Raw genomic sequence first — 17,933 nt, forward strand, 5'->3', positions numbered from 1 at the left:
ATGTCGCTGGAACATTTCTTCAGGGATGAACTCGCTTATTTGCGTCTGCAAGGCCGTGAATTTGCCAATGCACACCCTGAACTTACCCGATTTTTGTCAGAACAGACCACGGATCCGGATGTCGAGCGATTGCTGGAAGGGTTCGCCTTTCTGACCGGCAGTCTGCGGGCGAAGATCGAGGATGAATTTCCTGAGCTGACTCACGGCCTGCTGGGCATGCTGTGGCCGAACTATTTGCGCCCGGTACCCAGCATGACCATCATGCAATTTTCGGTGCTGCCCGGTGCTATCGCGCAACCGGCGTTTGTAGCGCGTGGCTGCGAGCTGGACAGCCTGCCAATAGACGATGTGGTCTGCCATTTCCAAACCAGCCACGATGCCTGGATCTACCCGGCGGATATCCGCCAGATCAACGCGCAAAGCGGCAACGACATGTCCGCCATCACGCTGGATATTGGTCTGCACGGGCCGGTGGCGCTGGGGGATTTGCAGCTGGATAAACTGCGCTTCTTCCTGGGGGGCGACCGCTATACCGCCTACGAACTCTATTTCTGGATAGCCAGCCAACTGTCACACATTGAGCTGGAAGTGGACGGGAAACGCTTTCGTCAGGAAGCGAGTGTACTCAAAACCGTCGGCTTTGAGCGTGAAGACGCGATGCTGCCGTATCCCGGTAATGTGTACTCCGGCTACCGTATCTTGCAGGAGTATTTCTGTTTTCCGGAAAGTTTCCTGTTCTTTCAGTTGGCTGGTGCCAGTTGGCCTGACCAGCCGCTGATGGTGACGGATTTCAAACTGCATTTCTGCTTTGACCGGCCACTGCCGGCGGAACTGAAAATCCGCCCGGATTCGTTCATGCTCAACTGCGTACCGGCTATCAACCTGTTCCGCCATGACAGCGAACCGATCAACCTGGATGGTCGCCAGACGGACTACCCGCTGAAAGCCAGTTACCGCCACGCCGACAGTTTCGAGATTTTCTCCATCGATAAAGTGGAGGGGTGGGTGGAAGGTAACAGTGGGCGCGCGCGCGGTATCCCACGGCTTTACCAACCTTTCGAGAGTTTTCAGCACCAAATCGAGCGGGCCAAAGGTCGACTGGCGCTGTATTACCGCATTCGGGTGCGCGAAGCCGTCAACGGTGATGGTTTCGATCACTTATTGTCGTTCGTGCGGGGCGACGAAAAAGAAGTCATCGATCTGGACGAGTCCATTTCGGTGAGCCTGACTTGCACCAACCGTTCGCGGGCGGCGCAGTTGCCCGTGGGCGCGATTTGTGTGCCGACCGGCAGCTCACCGTCTTTTGCCACCTTCCGTAACCTGATTCGGCCGACCCGTCCATTGCGCCCGGCACTCGATGGCAGCCTGCACTGGACGCTTATCTCCAACCTGTCGTTGAACTACGTGTCGCTGCTGCGACGCGATGCGCTGGTGCAGATCCTGCGTACCTACGACTTCCCGGCACTGCATGACAAACAGGCCGAGCAGGCATCGCGCAAACGGCTGGCAGGGATTGAAACGATTGAGACCACACCGGTCGACCGGCTGGTACAGGGGATGCCGGTACGCGGACTCAAATCAGTTCTCTCTGTGCGGCAGTCGGCGTTCGCCAGTGAAGGCGAACTCTATCTGTTTAGCACCGTGCTGGCACATTTCTTCTCGTTGTACGCCAGCGTTAACGCCTTCCACCTGCTGGAAGTGGTCAACATCGATAACAAGGAGCGCTACCGATGGCCGGTGCAGATAGGTCAGCACTCGATGATGTGACCGCAGGGCAGGCGATGTTTCGCCAGGATGCGCGCCACTTCAACTTTTTCCAACTGGTGGAGTTACTCAACCAGATGGAAGGCGTCGATCTGGAGCAGGCGCTCGACTTCCGGCCGGAACTGGAGCGCATTCGCTTTCGCTCCACCGCCTCGATTGGCTTTCACCCCAGTGATGTGCTGCGGGTGGGGGAAGATACCGACGGCAGGCAGGAGCTGGAAGTGGCGTTTCTCGGGCTGCATGGCAGCCAGTCGCCGATGCCGGGGTATTACCTTGAAGAGCTGGCGTGGGAATACGCTCAGGGCGAGCAGAAACTGGGGGTGTTCCTCGATTTCTTTCATCACCGATTGCTGACGTTATTGCACCGTGCCTGGCGTAAGTACCGCTATCACGTGCGTTTCCAGAATGATGGCGAAGATGGCTTCTCCCGGTTGATGTTCGCGCTGGTGGGGCTGGGTAACGACGCGGTGCGCGACAGTCTGCCGGTCAACCGCGCCAAGATGCTGTCTTACGCCGGTCTGTTGGCCAGTCCCAGCCGTTCGCCGGAAGTGGTGGCTGGTCTGGTGATTCACTGCTTTGACCTGGAAGACGTCGAAGTCATCGCCTGGCAACACCGCAAAGTACCGATTTTTGAAGACCAGCAAAATCGCCTTGGGCGCGCGAATAGCCTGCTGGGCGGGGATTTTGTCATCGGCGACAAAGTGAACGACTGCGCCGGTAAATTCCTGCTCAAGGTGGATAACCTCAGCTTCAGCCGTTTTCTCAGTTTCCTGCCCAACGGCGAACATTTTCAACCGCTGGTGCGTTTTGTTTCCTTCATTTTGCGTGATCAACTGGCCTGGGACTTACGCCTCGGTTTCGCCGAAGGGGAGGCCAGAGGGCTAAGACTGGGCGATGACCAGAGCAGCCGCCTGGGATGGAGCAGCTTTCTCGGGCAGCCGCCCGCCGACCCGTATGTGACGATTTGTGTGCAGGAGTAATTGTGAACGAAAACAACCCACTCACTCTGGTGGTGCTCAACAGCGAACAACTGGATATCAACTCGCAGGTGCAACACCGCTTTGACCACCGTGGCGGCACGCTGGGCGCATCGGAAAAAGATCAATGGCAGTTGCGCGATCGGCTCGGTGCGGTTTTGCCGGAGCATGCACGTATCGAATTACAGGATGGCTATTTTTGCGTCTGCGACCTGAGTGGCCAGACCTTCATCAATGGCGCGTTGTCGCCCATCGGTCGTGATCGCCGGGTACGTCTGGCGCAGGGTGACGAACTGGTGATTGGCCCCTTCCGGCTCGGGGTTTACCTCGACGATCCCGCTTTCGAGCAGGATATCGATCAGGTGCTGGGGCAACGCCCCGGTGACGTGCTGGAAGGATGGCTTGGGGAAGAACAACGCCGTGCGCCTGCCGATGAAACGGCGGCGGACCGATTTAATGACCCGTTGTGGGCGCTGCAGCAGGAACAGAGCCGCTCGCCACTGGCAACGGAGGCTGAGCGCGGTGATGAACTGCCGACCTCGTTTTCTTCTTTTTCTGCCGTTGAGGACACCATGGATCAGAAATTTGTGGAATTACCGACCATTGACAATCCGCACATTAACAATCCGCATGCCGGTACCGCGTTTGGCGCACCGGTAGATGCGGTGACGCTGGCACCACTGTTGCGTGGGCTGGGTGTATCACTCAATACCGGCGATGAGCAACAACTGCGCGAGATGCTCGAAGAGATGGGCAAAAGCCTCAAAGCGATGGTGGAAGGCTTGCTGACGTTGCAGGCCGATCAGGCCGCGCTGGCAGATACCCATTTACGGCCGATCGAAGATAACCCGTTGCGCCTGGGGCTGGATTATACCGATACCCTGTCGCTACTGTTCGCTGACGATAAAAGCCCGGTGCACCTGTCCGCCCCGGCCGCCATCAGTGAAGTGCTGAGTAATATGCAGGCGCATCACAGGGCTAATCAGCAGGCGATCGCTGTGGCGCTGGAGAGCATTTTGCAGGCGTTTTCGCCAGCGGCGTTGCTGGGGCGTTTCGAGCATTATCGCCGCAGCGGCGAGCGTCAGGCGCTGGATGACGGTTGGGCGTGGCAGATGTATCAGCACTATTACCGCGAACTGACCTCACCGCGTCAGCAAGGGTTCCAGAAACTGTTCCATCAGGTGTATGCGCAGGCGTATGACCGCGCCGTTCGTCAGCAACAGGAGCAGAAATAATGCTGCGAGCCTTAATGCGGCGAACCGGGTGGTTATGCGTCCTGATGCTGCTGCTTCCCGGTTGTACCACGCTCGGCAAGATGGCGAAGGTGGTGGCCAATCCAGATATTCAGATTGGCAGCAATGATAACCAGCCTTCGACCGTCGGCTTTAGTCTGCTGGCCGAGCCGGACGTTAACCCCAGTGAAAGCGGCGACGCGGCACCGATCGAGTTTCAGATAGTGATGCTGGCGGAAGACTCCCGCCTGCTGGCGACCGACTATGACCAGGTGACCGGCGACATCGAAAAAGCGCTGGCTAAAAACTACGTCAGCCACCAGGACTACACGCTGCTGCCAGGGCAGTTCAAATACCTGCCGCCGGTCAAACTGGACGAGAAAGTGCATTACATCGGGGTGATTGCCAAATACGCCGACCCGGACAGCGCCGAGTGGCGCAAGGTTATCAAACTGAAAAACACCGGCCGCACTTATCAGCTTCTGGTGCATCTGCGCCGTGAAGAAGTCGAAATCAAGAAAGATCAAGAAGAAGAATAACTATGTCGAGCCGAAATCGGATTATTTGGCGGGAAGGGCTGTTCATCAAGCCGCAGCATTTCCAGCAACAGCAACGACACACCGACTACGCACTGCACGCTCGTCTTAGCGCGCTCAGTGATTATTTCTACGGCCTGCAATCGCTGGCTATTAACGAAGAGTACCTTAACTTCGGGCGTATCGCGCTGGTGAACGCCACCGGCGTGATGCCGGATGGCACGGTCTTCAATATCCCAGGGGATGATGCGTTGCCGCAACCGCTGGAGATTACCGATGTGGCGCTGGCGAACCAGAAGGTCTATCTGGCGCTGCCGCTGGCGGTGAACGGTGTGAGCGAAGTCGGGCAGGCCGGAGCCGGTATTGCCACCCGTCTGCAATCCCACCGGCATGATGTGCGTGACTTGCACAGCGAAGGCGGTGACGTGGTGTCGGTGGAAGTGGGCAAGGTCAGCCTGCGGCTGATGCTGGAGCGTGATGACCGCAGTGCCTACGCGTCGCTGGCGATCGCCAACATCCTCGACAAACGGCCAGACGGTGGGCTGGTTCTTGACCCTAACTTTATGCCGTGCAGCATCAGCGTCACGGCGATTCCGAGCCTGAAACGCTTTCTGGGGGAATCGGCCGGTCTGGTGGCTGAACGCGCCCGCAGCCTGGCCCAGCGTATCGCTGCGCCCGGTCAGCAAGGGGTGGCGGATGTGGCGGAATTCATGATGCTGCAACTGCTTAACCGTGCCCAGCCGCAACTGTCGCATCTGGCGCGCCTCGGCACGTTACACCCGGAGCGGTTGCATGAAGCGCTGGTGCAACTGTGCGGCGAGCTGATGACCTTTACCGATGAATCACGCCTGCCGCCGGAGTTTCCCGCTTATCGTCATGAGCATCAGCAATCGAGCTTTGAGCCACTGATGATGGCGTTGCGTCAGGCGTTGAGCACCGTGCTGTCGCCGCGTGCGGTGTCGATTCAGATGAAGGCACAGCCTTACGGCGTCAGGGTGGCGCTGGTGGGAGACGCCGAACTGATGGCCAGTGCCGAATTTGTGCTGGCGGTACGCGCCCGTATGCCGCAAGAACATTTGCGCAAGCAACTGCTGCAACAAACCAAGATCGCCTCCAGCGACAAAATCCGCGAACTCATCAGTCTGCAACTGCCTGGCGTACCGTTGCTGCCACTGCCGGTGGCACCGCGTCAGTTGCCGTACCACGCCGGTTACAGCTACTTCCAGTTGGACAGGCAAAGCCCGGCCTGGAAATCGCTGGTCACCAGCAACACGCTGGCGTTCCACATCGCTGGCGAGTTCCCGGAACTGGATATGCAACTGTGGGCCATCCGCGGCCAGTAGTTAACAGGAGGAAGCTGTGAGTACCGACATCATTAAAAATGACCAGTTAGGCGACCTGCTGTATGACAACGCCCGGCAACTGGATATGGATTCCGATTACTGGTTCCGCCTGCGCGGGCAGAGCATCAACCCGATGATCGACGCCGTGACCCCGCTGCTGGGCATGGTGGAGCGGGTGCGCCAGCTGTCTGAATACGACGGCGTAGCGGAGTTGTACCAGCGCGTGCAGTCCGAGATTCAGGCCATCGAGCAGGAACTGCACTCCCACGGTTACGAAAACGGCGTGATCCTGTCGTTTCGCTACATTCTGTGCACCTTTATCGATGAAGCGGTAATGGGGCGGGAGTGGGGAGGCCAGAGCGTGTGGTCGGCCCATTCGCTGCTGACCCGCTTTCACAATGAAACCTGGGGTGGCGAGAAGGTGTTCGTGCTGCTGGAAAAACTGCTGGATGACCCGGTGCGTTACCGCGACATTCTGGAGTTTATCTACCTGTGCTTGTGCCTTGGCTTTGAAGGCCGTTACCGGGTGATGACGCAAGGGCGAGAAGAGCTGGACCGGGTAGTGCGCCGCTTGCATGACACCCTGCGCCCGGAGCCGGAAAACTCACCGACAGTGTTTCACCTCAATCTGGGACAGCAATCTTCCCGTTACCACCTGCGTAAACAGATTTCGCTGCGCGCCTTGTTCCTCGGCCTGTGTGTGGTGATGGCGGTGGCGTTTGGCCTGTATCACTACCAGCTAACCAACCAGACCCAGGACGTGCTGCGTCAACTGGGCGAATTATTACAATAACAGGAGCGTATTCTCGTGATTCGAATCGAACTGCCGATCCTGGTTGAGCGACTCAACCCGCTGTGCCGCCACATGATGGAAGAAGCGGCCGCGCTGTGTATTCAGCATCAGGGCGCGGAGATCCGCATTGAGCACCTGTTGCTGAAAATGCTGGAAACACCGTTGTGCGATGTACGCCAGATCCTCAAACGCGCTGGGGTAGAGGCCGACGAACTGGCGGCATTGCTGCAACCCAATGCGGCGGATAAAGGCTTTGAGTCAGGCTACCCGTCGTTTTCACCGCTGCTGGTGGAGTGGTTACAAGACAGCTGGTTGCTGGCTTCGGCCGAGCTTCAACACGCCCGCCTGCGCAGTGGCGTACTGCTGCTGGTGCTGCTGATGACGCCGACGCGTTATCTGTCCGCTGCGGTAACCCGCCAGCTAGCGCAAATCAACCGTGAACTGCTGCGCCAGCAGTTTGACGAGTGGGTGAAAGACTCGGCGGAAACCGAGGTGGTGACCGCCACGGGCATCGCACCGGAGCAGGCCGCCGCCGCGACCACCCAGCTTTCCCGTTATACCCAGAATGTCACCGAATCGGCCCGTCAGGGCAAGCTGGACCCGGTATTGTGCCGTGATCACGAAATCGACCTGATGATCGATATCCTCTCGCGCCGTCGTAAAAATAACCCGATCGTGGTCGGTGAGGCCGGGGTAGGGAAAAGCGCACTGATTGAAGGGCTGGCACTGCGTATCGTCGCGGGTCTGGTGCCGGAACGGCTGCGGGATGTGGAATTGCTGACGCTGGATTTGGGTGCCATGCAGGCCGGTGCGTCGGTGAAAGGCGAGTTCGAGAAGCGCTTTAAAGGGGTGATGCAGGAAGTCAAAGAGGCACCAAAGCCGATTGTCCTGTTTATTGACGAGGCGCACACACTGATTGGTGCCGGTAATCAGGCCGGGGGGCTGGATGTGTCCAACCTGCTGAAACCGGCGCTGGCTCGGGGGGAGTTGCGTACCATCGCGGCGACCACCTGGAGCGAGTACAAGAAATACGTGGAAAAAGACGCCGCGCTGTCACGCCGCTTCCAACTGGTGAAGGTGGGGGAGCCGAACGTCGAACAAGCCACGGTGATCCTGCGTGGGCTGCGCAGCATTTACGAACAGTCACACGGCGTGTTGATTGACGAAGAAGCCTTGCAGGCGGCGGCCAATTTGTCTGCGCGCTATATCTCCGGGCGTCAGTTGCCGGATAAAGCTATCGACGTGCTGGACACCGCCTGTGCGCGTGTCGCCATCAATCTGACCACACCACCGCGCGCGGTCAGCCAGTTGCAGACCCGCCTGCACCAACAGGCGCTGGAAATCGCCCAGTTGGAACGTCAGGGCCGCATTGGCCTGGGGGATACAGAGGAGCGGCTGGTCACGCTGCGTGAGGCTCGTGAAACCGACGCCGCGACACTGGCGCAACTGGAAGCCGACTGGCAACACCAAAAAACGCTGGTGCAGCAGATTGTCGCCCTGCGTACCGCGCTGCTCAATGATGCGCCGCCGGAGGATTTTGATGCCGCCGCCGCGGCGGTGGAGCTGGCCGATAACGAGCGGGCGCTGGCTGAACTGCAACAGCCGTCAGTGCTGGTGTCACCGCATGTGGATAAAACCCAGATTGCCTCGGTGATCGCCGAGTGGACCGGTGTGCCGCTAAACCGCATTTCTCAGGGCGAGCTGGACGTGGTCACCCGCCTGCCGGATTACCTTGGCGACAGCATCAAAGGGCAGCAACTGGCTATCGCCCAGTTGCACAAGCACCTGCTGACCGCCCGTGCCGACCTGCGCCGTCCCGGCCGACCGCTGGGGGCCTTTTTGCTGGTGGGGCCGAGCGGGGTCGGTAAAACCGAAACCGTGGTGCAGATTGCCGATCTGATGTTCGGTGGTCGTCATTACCTCACCACCATCAACATGTCCGAGTACCAGGAGAAGCACACGGTTTCTCGCCTGATCGGCTCGCCGCCGGGGTATGTCGGCTTTGGCGAAGGCGGGGTGCTGACCGAAGCGATTCGCCAGAAACCCTATTCGGTGGTGCTGCTGGATGAAGTGGAGAAAGCCCACCCGGATGTCCTCAATCTGTTCTATCAGGCGTTTGATAAAGGCGAACTGGCCGATGGCGAAGGGCGATTGATCGACTGTCGCAATGTGGTGTTCTTCCTGACCTCCAACCTCGGGTTCCAGACGATTGTTAATTTTGCAGATCGGCAAAGCGAGCTGCTGGATGCGCTCTACCCGGAACTGGCGGCGTTCTTCAAACCGGCGTTGCTGGCGCGCATGGAAGTGATCCCTTACCTGCCGCTGGACCACGACACACTGGTTGAGATTGTACAGGGCAAGCTGTCCCGTCTGGTGACGTTGCTGCAACAGCGCTTTGGTGCCGAAGTAGTCATCGACGACGCCGTGCCGGAAGAAATTCTGCGTCTGGCAAACCGCAGCGAGAACGGGGCGCGCATGCTGGAGTCGGTGATCGACGGTGCGCTGCTGCCGCCGGTGTCGTTGCAGTTGCTGCAACGTCTGTCAGCCGGTCAGCCGGTCAGCCGTATTCATTTCCGGGTGGAAGACGGTCAGTTCCGGTCTGAGGTGGAGGGCTGAGCATGCAAGCGGCCCTCTCTCTGGCGTTCTCGCTAACCCGCCACCGGGATGAAGCCGGTCTGTGTGACTGGCTGCTCGGCACGCTGCGCTCGGCATGGCAGCCGCAAGGGGTGTTGCTGGGAATGGTGGACGTTAGCGGGCGTCAGTTGGTTTGTAACGGCTGGGTGCATCGCACGCCATTGTCGCTGTCGCTCGGGGTGGATGATTTCAGCCATCCGCTGGCCTATGTGCTGCTTAAGAATCAGGTTCGCAGTTGGGCATCGCTGTACGGCGGTGCCCGTGTTGAACACGAAGGGTTTCGCCAGTTACTGGCAGATGCAGGCACCGCCTGTGGCTTGCATGCCATGCCGTTGCTGGCCGAGGATGGCCGTGCACTGGCGGTACTGGCGTTGTTGGATACGCCGGAGCGGTTACAGGCGCTGGGGCAACGTGATGACTACGTGCAACTGGCGCAGATATTTTGCAGCCAACTGGCGCTGATCCGCGATCTGGGGCGCAGCCAGCGTGAACAGACTGCATTGCGTGATTCGTTACGCCAGATGAAAGACGAAGGCGCACTGCGACAGGAACGGGAAAAACGGGTGGCAGACGCGTTGATTGGGCAGTCCGTCGCGGTGCGGCAGTTACATCAACAGATTTGTCAGGCGGCCGCTCATCGTCTGGCGGTGTTGATTCACGGCGAAACCGGGGTGGGCAAAGAAGTGGTGGCCCGGCTGTTGCACCAGTGCTCCGACCGCGCCGAGCGGCCATTTATCGCCATCAACTGTGCCGCTATTCCAGAAAACCTGATTGAAAGCGAGCTGTTCGGCTATGAGAAAGGGGCGTTTTCCGGCGCACAGAGCAACAAAGTTGGGCTGGTGGCACAGGCCAACGGTGGCACGCTGTTTTTGGATGAAGTGGGCGACATGCCAGCGTTGATGCAGGCCAAACTGTTGCGGGTGCTGGAAACACACAGCTTCCGCCCGCTGGGTGCCGGGCAGGAGAGTCACTCCGATTTTCGGCTGATCGCCGCCACGCATCAACCGCTGGAGCAGCGGGTCGTGGAAGGGCAGTTCCGTCAGGATCTCTATCACCGGCTGTGCCAGTGTCTGGTGCAGGTGGCACCGCTGCGCGATCGACCGGACGACATCAGCCTGTTGTGCGAGCACTTTATCGGGCAGTTCGCCCAACAACAGCAAAAAGCGTTGGGGCCGCTGCATCGCACCTTTCTTAAGCAACTCCTGGGGTATGACTTCCCCGGTAATGTGCGCGAGTTACGCAACCTGCTGGAAGTGGCATGCGCCCATACGCCGGAAGGTGAGCCGATCCGCCTGGAGTCGTTGCCGCCTGAATTACACCAGCGGGTATGCGGTAGCGCTGCCGCCGACAGCGACGCGTTCCACCATATTCAGGACCTGCGTATCGCCACCCAACAGTACGAGGCGGCGGTGATTGCCGCGCGTCTGCGCCAGTTTCAGGGTAACCGCCTGCTGGTAGCGGAAAGCCTGAATATTCCTAAACGAACCCTGGATCACAAGTGCCAGAAACTGGAGGTCAATTGATGATGCTGACGATGGTGCCGTTGCTGATGGCGGCAGTCGGCTCGCCCGACCCTGCGTGGCAATCGCCGTGGGAACAGTGCCGTAATGAGACGTCGCCGCAGGTGCGTCTGGCCTGTTATGACGCGCTGGGACGCGAGAGCGCGCGTGCAAACGACCCGTCGTCCGCGATGAGTCATGGCGGTACGGGGGAAAATGCGTTTCGTCTTAACCGCGAGGCGGCCAATGGCGATATCACTCTGACGCGCACGCTGGCGGATGGCAACACGCTGGTTATCAGTTGCGCCAGCAGCATTACCCACCTGCGGCTGACGCTGAGCCAGCCGTGGTCAGGTGACAACGTGACCTCTCAGTTGGATGGAGCCAGCGCACCGGATAACTGGTTCGTGCGTAATCGTGGCACCTTGCTGGAATTTGGCCGTGGTCTGCCCGCTATCGACGCGCTCAAGCGTTGGGTCGGCCATCAGGAACTGGTGCTCAACGGCGAACAAAACCAGATGTTGCGTATCGACCTCACCGGGTTGGGTGACGCCTTGACACCGCTGCGCCAGCAGTGTCGCTGGTAGGGACGATGAGTATGCATGCACACCCCTGGTGTAAACGATTACTGACGTCATTGCCTGATGAGGCGCTGCGCGCAGCGGTAGCGGCGGATGACCCGCTGTGGGAGCAGGTAGAAACCGAGCTGGTCAAGTTGGGATCGCTGGCGCACAGCCAGGTGGACCTTAACGCGGTGGCGGGTCAATGCCTGACGTTGCTGGAGAGCCGAACCAAAGACATGCGGGTGCTGGTGCAACTACTGCGTTGTCTGCAACACCCGGCCAAGGCGACGCCATTCGCCACCGCCATCATGTTGCTCGATAGCTGGCTGGAGGCTTACTGGACGGTGGCGTTTCCGGCCAGTCCGGCACAAAAACAGAAGCTGATGGTGCAAATCATCCGCCGTTTTGAAGGCGTGCTGCCCCGTATGACGGAGCAGGCCTCGGGGGCGGAATTAGGCCAGTTGCATCAGCTGGCGGAACAGCTGGCCTCGCGCTGGCGTGGGCTTGCGGCCAGCAACGCGGACCTCACCGATGAACTGGTGGCGGCGCTTCAGCGTGCCCGGCAACGCCATCAGGCGCAGGAAAAAGCCAACCAAGCGGCGGCGGCACCGACGTCGGGCGCGCAAGGTGCAACCAGCGCGGAGGGGGGTACCGGGAACAGTGGTCACAGCAGTACAGCCAGTGTGGCGGCGACGGTCGATATCAACAGTTCGGACGATCGTAGCTGGAAGCAGACGCAACTTACCGTGGCGGCGTTGCTGGTAGAACGCCAGCCGGAAGCGCCGGTGGGGTATCGCCTGCGCCGCAATGCTATCTGGGCGGGTATTACCACCCCACCGATGGCGGCGCGGGGTAACAAAACCCAGTTAGCGCCGGTATCGCCTGACCGGGTGGATGAATACCACAGCGCGCTTGGACAGGCAGATCTGGCGCTGTGGAACAAGATTGAACAGAGCCTGACGCTGGCACCGTACTGGTTTGACGGCCACATGCTGTCAGCGACGGTAGCGACCCGGCTGGGGCATGGCGCTGTCGCCAGCGCCATCGCCGATGAACTGTCGGCGTTTCTCACCCGGCTGCCGGAATTGCGCGAACTGTCGTTTAGCGATGGGTCGCCGTTTCTGTCGGCCAAATGCGTCCAGTGGCTGCAATCCGCACAGCCAGGGCGTGGTGGCGGTGGCATTCAGCGACAGGATGACCTGGCGGCAGAGGCGGCAGCGTGCTGCGCCGAGCAAGGGCTGAGTGCCGCGCTGTCGCTACTGGATGAACGTATTCGACGTTTGAAAGAACCGCGTGAGCGTTTTTTGGCCGAGCTGGTATTGGCAGATTTACTGGCGGAAGAAGGCATGAAAGCACTGGCGGCACAGCATTATCAGCACCTGTGGCAGGAAAGCGAGCGATTGGGCCTGATGCAGTGGGAACCGGGAATGGTCAGCCGACTGGAGCGGCTGAGCGCGTCCCGCAGGAAATAAGACATTCGGAGTTGAATGGTCACTTATGTTGAAAATAATCATTACCTTTCTGCGGCAACAACTGCCGAAACTGAAACCGTCCTGGCTGCTGTTGGGGGTGGTGGTATGGGTAGTCGCGTTAGTGCTGGCCTGGTGGCTGGGGCCGCGTCTGCTCCTCGGCGAGATGCGCCCACTGCAAAGCGTGTGGGGTCGCGTGGTGTTCACGCTGGTCTGGCTGTGGCTGGGGTTTGCCTACAGCGCCTGGCGTGTCTGGCGTCGGGTACAGCAACTGCGTGCGGAACGCCGCGAACAGCAGACTATCGGGCAAGACCCCTTGCAGGTATACGTTGATAGCCAGCAAACCTTTCTGGACCGTTGGCTACAGGCGTTTCAAACCCAGCTCGGCAAAAAGGCGCTGTACGCCATGCCCTGGTATCTGGCGATTGGTTTGTCCGGCAGCGGTAAAAGCAGCCTGATCCATCGTGCTAACCCGGCCAATAAGCTCAACCCGAAGCTGGATGCGGAGTTGCGTGAAGTCGCTGGCGGCCAGCAGGTGAACAGTTGGGTCGGTGAATCGGCGGTTATCTGGGATCCGAGCGGTCACTTGCTGGCGCAACCGGAAGTCGGCGCAGATCCATCGGCCGGGCGTCACGCGCGTCTGTGGCAGCATTTGCTGCAATGGCTGAGCCTCAACCGCCGTCGCCAGCCGCTCAACGGGCTGGTGCTGACTATCGATCTCTCCTGGCTGTCGCAGGCCAGCGTGTCGGAGCGCAAGGCCTATGCGCAGGTGATGCGCGCCCGCTTGCAGGAGATAGCGGTCAACATCAATACCCGCCTGCCGCTGTATGTGGCGCTGACCCGTCTGGACATGTTGCGTGGTTTTGACGTGGTGTACCGGTCGCTGAACCGGGAGGCACGTCAGGCGGTGTTGGGGGTAACCTTTACACCACAGGCCAGTCATGGCAAAGGCTGGCTGGAGGAACTGGAACGCTTTTGGGATGAGTGGATCAACAGCCTTAACAATAACCTGCCGGAAATGCTGCTGACGCAGTCGGACCGCGGTGTACGCAATACGCTGTTTACCTTCGTGCGTCAGTTGGCCGGGCTGAAGGATTACGTGACGGACGTGTTGAACGAAACACTGTCGACCGGCGACGACCGTGCATTTTTGGTACGCGGCGTTTACGCCAGTTCGGTGTATCAGCAGGGGGTGCCGTTTGACGCCTTCGCTCAGTCCGCTTCCCGCCGTTACCAATTACCGGAGCCGATTAATGCGGCGATGCGCGGTGAATCCAATACCTTCTTCGTACAGAAACTGTTCCCGGAGGTGATTTTCCCGGAGGCCAGTCTGGCAGGGGAAAACCGGCTGCACAGCCTCTATCGTCGTCGCCGCATGAGCATTGGGGTGACCTGCATGGTGCTGTTTGGGCTGGCGATGATTGGTAGCTGGCACCATTTCTACCGGGTCAACGAAGAGGCCGGTCGTAACGTGCTGACCAAAGCGCAGGCGTTCATCGGTACCAACGAGCTGGAAGGGCAGGCGGGATACGGTTACCAGCAGTTGCCGCGTTTGAATTTGATCCGCGACGCGACCTTGTCGTTCGGTAACTACCACGAGCGCACGCCGATGCTGGCGGATCTTGGCCTGTATCAGGGCGATAAAATTGGCCCCTACGTGGAAGGTTCGTACCTGCAAATGCTTAACCAGCGCTTCTTGCCCGCGGTGATGCAAGGGCTGCTGGAAGACCTGAATCAGGCACCGGCGGGTAGTGAACAAAAGCTCACTATTTTGCGGGTAATGCGGATGCTGGACGACGCCTCCGGGCGTAACAAAACGCTGGTGGAACAGTTTATGGCACTGCGCTGGCAAAAGGCGTTCCCCGGTCAGGGCAAGGTGCAGGAACAGCTGATGCAGCATCTGGATTACGCCTTGGATCATACCGACTGGCACCAGTCCCGCGAGCAAAAGGATACGGTGGCCATCTCGACGTTTGCACCGTTTGTCGACCCGATCGCCAGTGCCCAGCGTGAGCTGAGCAAGCTGCCGATGTACCAGCGTGTCTACCAGAGTCTGGTGATGAAGGCCACGCAGGTGCTGCCGCCGGATTTGGCGCTCCGCGATGAGGTCGGGCCGACGTTTGACTCGGTATTTAGTTTGCGTAATGACAAGGCAGGCACCGTACCCCGCTTGTTGACCTATCCCGGTTTCAGCGATTTTTACCTCAAGCAGGATAAGACACTGCTGGACCTGACCGCGCTGGATGCCTGGGTATTGGGGCAGCGTGAGCGTGCTCACCTGAGCGAGGCAGACCGTAAGGAAATTCTGCGGCAGGTGAATGACCGCTACATCACCGACTACATCAACCAGTGGCAAAAAGCGCTGGCGAATATCGATGTGCAGCCGTTGGAAAGCCCGGAGCAGGCGTTGAACATCCTGACTGACATTACCGGTAATGATCAGCCGTTCCAGCGGGTGCTGACCACGGTGAGTGATAACACCCGTATCCGCAAGCTGGCGGATGACGAGAACGACACCGCGCAAGGCATCAATACCCGTATTGGTCGTCCGTTCATGACGATTAACGCCGCGCTGAGCGGGCGGGGTGAACAGGGGCCGCTGGTGCAGGAGGTCAATCAGAAGCTGACCGATCTCTACCACTATCTCGATCAGATTGTGAATGCGACGGATCCGGGGCAGGCAGCACTGAAAGCGGTGCAGGCACGTCAGGGTAACAAGTTCGCTGACCCGGTGTTTGCGTTGCAGCAGTATGCCCGCAGCCTGCCGTCGCCGCTGGATCGATGGGTCGGCCAACTGGCGGGAGAAAGCGCCAGTCTGGTGACCGGTCTTGCCATGTCGTCACTGAATCAGGAATGGCTGGACAAGGTGGTGACGCCGTTTAATGAAAAACTGGCGGATCGCTACCCGTTCAACCCATCGTCTGACAAGGATGTTCCGCTCTCCGAGATGGAACGCTTCTTCGCGGCTGGCGGCACGCTGGATAACTTCTACCAGACCAACCTCAAATCCATCATGGAAGGCGGGATGCGGGAAGGGGAAGGCGCGTCGGCAATGCAAACCGATTTGGTGAAACAGCTTGATCGCGCGACCCGTATCCGCCAGACGCTGTTTAACGCACAAGGCAGCCTGGAAATCCACTTTGTGGTGGAGCCGGTGGAACTGACCGCTAACAAGCGTCGCAGTGTATTGAACCTTGACGGACAGTTGCTGGAATACAGCCATGGACGCCGGACCAAAACGCCGTTGGTGTGGCCGAATAGCATGCGTGACGGCGCTGAAAGTAAGCTGACGCTGGTGCCGGATGACCGCGAACGTTCGCCACGTAGCCTGAGCTTCACCGGACCGTGGGCGATGTTCCGCCTGTTGACCAACGGCCAGCTAACCCAGGTCAACGACAATACGTTCGACGTGCGCTTCTCGCTGGAACAAGGTGGCATGACCTATCGGGTGTATACCGATGCCAGCCATAACCCGTTTGCCGGTGGCCTGTTTAGCCAGTTCAAGCTGCCTGATTCTCTCTATTAACCCAGAGGGCGAGTGGGCATCGGCCTGCTCGCCCGTAGCCGGATGACGTGATATGCAAGATGCACAACAGGCCCTGAAAGTGGGCCGTGATCCACGGATGCTGCCTGAGTACGAGGCGTTACGCGCGGAAATCAACAAGCTAAGCCATGCATCCCGCCCGGAAGTGGACTGGATGCGGGTGCACGACATGGCGACCGCGATTTTTGAAAAGCAGGGTGTCGACCTGCAAACCGCTATCTATTTCACCCTGGCGCGCTCGCGTCTGGCCGGGTTGAACGGTTTTACCGAAGGGTGCGAGTTTCTCGCCAACCTGATCGTGACCCAGTGGGAGAATTTCTGGCCGCCGGTGCATCAGGAGCGGGCGCGTATCGAAGTGCTGGACTGGTTTATCGCCCGCATCAGCGAGGTGATCCGCCAGTACGCCATCAGCCACGAACATAAGCGGCTGGTGTATCGCTGCGAGCGCGCCTTGCAACTGATGAGCGAAAAGCTGCATAACTCGGGCCTGAGCCGTATTCCGCGGGTGGAAAACCTGCTGCATTTTATCGAAGGGTATACCCATCTGTTCGATGAAACCGAGATTGTGATTGTGTCTGACGATCAGACACTGAAGAAACAGCAGGATATGCAGATCCCGCCGATGGTGTTCTTCCAGTCTGATATGGAGCCGGGCGGTATGGCGTCTGAGGCGGCAGCAGCCCAGCCGGCGCTGCCGTCGGGCAGTATTCTGGTCGGGCGGGAGAAAGGGCGGATGAAACCTACCGTATTGAAAATTGAAACTCACCATAAGCCGAAACCGGGCTGGTTCTGGTTTGCCTGCGGTGTGCTGAGCTGTGCCCTGCCGGTAGCGGCCATCACCGGCTGGCAGTACTGGCAGAATCAGAAAGCCGAGGCGCTGGCGCTGTTACAGCAACCGGCGTACACACTGCCTGCCGCGCCGGATCACAACGACATTCGTCGGGTACGCATCGTGCTGGGCGAGCAGAAGCTGCAAAGCATGGAAGGGGAGCTGATCAACCGCTATCAGGCGCAACTGGAACAGGTGAAAAACGCCTCGTCGTTCTACCTCTACCAGTATGGCGAGGGGCTTAAAGGCGTGATGCAACAACTGTATCCCGATTCGCTGGCGGTGAAAGAAATGGACCGGCAGTGGCAGATAGCCCTTGATCGTCAGCAAGGTGACAAGCCGCCGCGTGTCAGCGGTTACGAGCTGGCACGTGCCGAAGTGGGCGATACCCTGCAACAGTTGCTGGATTTGGAAAAACAGCGCCGGACGGTCACCATTTCGTACCTGAAATCACAACTTTATGATATTCAAAAAGATTTGTCCTCCGACGTGCCTTTTGGCATTCGCCTGCGGACGCTGGAGGCGCGCAAAGCCGCCCGTCAGTCGCTGACCCCGGCGGAATTACGCGGTATGGAAGACGAACTGCGTGCTTTCACCATTCGGCTGTACCGTTTACAGCAAGGCGAGAGCGGCAGGTAAAGACTGTCTCGGGATAAAGACAGTCGCGAGATAAAGACAGTCGTGAAGTAAAAACTGGCGCCGGGCGGCATCGTCGGCCGCCCGCCGGATATCACCAGGGTAATGACGGTA

12 protein-coding genes are annotated in these 17,933 nt (G+C 59.2%); all 12 read left to right on the forward strand.

The genetic code is table 11. From position 1 onward, the window contains the following. Genes tssF through FAZ14_RS09635 form a run of 12 tightly spaced genes read left to right on the forward strand, consistent with a single transcriptional unit; the run spans position 1 to position 17,822 of the window. Entirely contained in the window at positions 1-1,767 is a 1,767-nt protein-coding gene (tssF, locus tag FAZ14_RS09580) for a type VI secretion system baseplate subunit TssF (RefSeq protein ID WP_153508448.1), read from the forward strand. Continuing rightward, positions 1,731-2,744 (forward strand): type VI secretion system baseplate subunit TssG, encoded by a 1,014-nt coding sequence (tssG, locus tag FAZ14_RS09585; protein ID WP_012884010.1) that lies wholly within the window; start codon positions 1,731-1,733, stop codon positions 2,742-2,744. Before tssF ends, tssG begins: the two co-directional genes overlap by 37 nt. Positions 2,745-2,746: 2 nt before the next feature. Then, positions 2,747-3,976: a type VI secretion system-associated FHA domain protein TagH gene (gene tagH, locus FAZ14_RS09590; RefSeq protein ID WP_029456596.1), complete on the forward strand. Its 1,230-nt coding sequence runs from the start codon at positions 2,747-2,749 to the stop codon at positions 3,974-3,976. Next, a complete protein-coding gene (gene tssJ / locus FAZ14_RS09595; RefSeq protein WP_153508449.1) occupies positions 3,976-4,512 on the forward strand; it encodes a type VI secretion system lipoprotein TssJ in 537 nt (178 codons plus the stop codon). Before tagH ends, tssJ begins: the two co-directional genes overlap by 1 nt. A gap of 2 nt (positions 4,513-4,514) precedes the next feature. Further along, positions 4,515-5,852, forward strand: a complete 1,338-nt coding sequence (tssK, locus tag FAZ14_RS09600; protein WP_012884013.1) for a type VI secretion system baseplate subunit TssK — start codon at positions 4,515-4,517, stop codon at positions 5,850-5,852. Between the two features lie 16 nt (positions 5,853-5,868). Then, the gene (gene icmH / locus FAZ14_RS09605; RefSeq protein ID WP_012884014.1) at positions 5,869-6,645 is read left to right on the forward strand and encodes a type IVB secretion system protein IcmH/DotU; all 777 of its coding nucleotides are present in this window, start codon (positions 5,869-5,871) and stop codon (positions 6,643-6,645) included. 15 nt (positions 6,646-6,660) lie between these two features. Further along, positions 6,661-9,261 carry a type VI secretion system ATPase TssH gene (gene tssH / locus FAZ14_RS09610; protein WP_153508450.1) on the forward strand — a complete coding sequence of 867 codons (2,601 nt, stop codon included), beginning with the start codon at positions 6,661-6,663 and terminating at the stop codon, positions 9,259-9,261. Between the two features lie 2 nt (positions 9,262-9,263). After that, entirely contained in the window at positions 9,264-10,802 is a 1,539-nt protein-coding gene (locus tag FAZ14_RS09615; RefSeq protein WP_153508451.1) for a sigma-54 interaction domain-containing protein, read from the forward strand. Continuing rightward, entirely contained in the window at positions 10,802-11,365 is a 564-nt protein-coding gene (gene vasI, locus FAZ14_RS09620) for a type VI secretion system-associated protein VasI (RefSeq protein ID WP_153508452.1), read from the forward strand. The genes FAZ14_RS09615 and vasI overlap by 1 nt, the downstream gene beginning before the upstream one ends. An 11-nt stretch (positions 11,366-11,376) precedes the next feature. Next, positions 11,377-12,813 (forward strand): type VI secretion system protein TssA, encoded by a 1,437-nt coding sequence (tssA, locus tag FAZ14_RS09625; protein ID WP_153508473.1) that lies wholly within the window; start codon positions 11,377-11,379, stop codon positions 12,811-12,813. 25 nt (positions 12,814-12,838) lie between these two features. Further along, positions 12,839-16,336, forward strand: coding sequence for a type VI secretion system membrane subunit TssM (tssM, locus tag FAZ14_RS09630; protein WP_153508453.1), 3,498 nt, complete (start codon positions 12,839-12,841; stop codon positions 16,334-16,336). Positions 16,337-16,388: 52 nt separating this feature from the next. After that, positions 16,389-17,822 (forward strand): VasL domain-containing protein, encoded by a 1,434-nt coding sequence (locus tag FAZ14_RS09635; protein WP_153508454.1) that lies wholly within the window; start codon positions 16,389-16,391, stop codon positions 17,820-17,822. Positions 17,823-17,933 lie beyond the last annotated feature (111 nt).

The organism is Dickeya oryzae (assembly GCF_009372235.1).
Classification (GTDB): Bacteria; Pseudomonadota; Gammaproteobacteria; order Enterobacterales; family Enterobacteriaceae; genus Dickeya; species Dickeya oryzae.

Bases quoted from the DNA above. Each gene is read 5' to 3' on its own strand.
- tssF (WP_153508448.1), top strand. From the start codon at position 1: ATGTCGCTGGAACATTTCTTCAGGGATGAACTCGCTTATTTGCGTCTG.
- FAZ14_RS09635 (WP_153508454.1), top strand. From the start codon at position 16,389: ATGCAAGATGCACAACAGGCCCTGAAAGTGGGCCGTGATCCACGGATG.
- tssJ (WP_153508449.1), top strand. From the start codon at position 3,976: ATGCTGCGAGCCTTAATGCGGCGAACCGGGTGGTTATGCGTCCTGATG.
- tssA (WP_153508473.1), top strand. From the start codon at position 11,377: ATGCATGCACACCCCTGGTGTAAACGATTACTGACGTCATTGCCTGAT.
- tssG (WP_012884010.1), top strand. From the start codon at position 1,731: ATGGCCGGTGCAGATAGGTCAGCACTCGATGATGTGACCGCAGGGCAG.
- tssK (WP_012884013.1), top strand. From the start codon at position 4,515: ATGTCGAGCCGAAATCGGATTATTTGGCGGGAAGGGCTGTTCATCAAG.
- vasI (WP_153508452.1), top strand. From the start codon at position 10,802: ATGATGCTGACGATGGTGCCGTTGCTGATGGCGGCAGTCGGCTCGCCC.
- FAZ14_RS09615 (WP_153508451.1), top strand. From the start codon at position 9,264: ATGCAAGCGGCCCTCTCTCTGGCGTTCTCGCTAACCCGCCACCGGGAT.
- tssM (WP_153508453.1), top strand. From the start codon at position 12,839: ATGTTGAAAATAATCATTACCTTTCTGCGGCAACAACTGCCGAAACTG.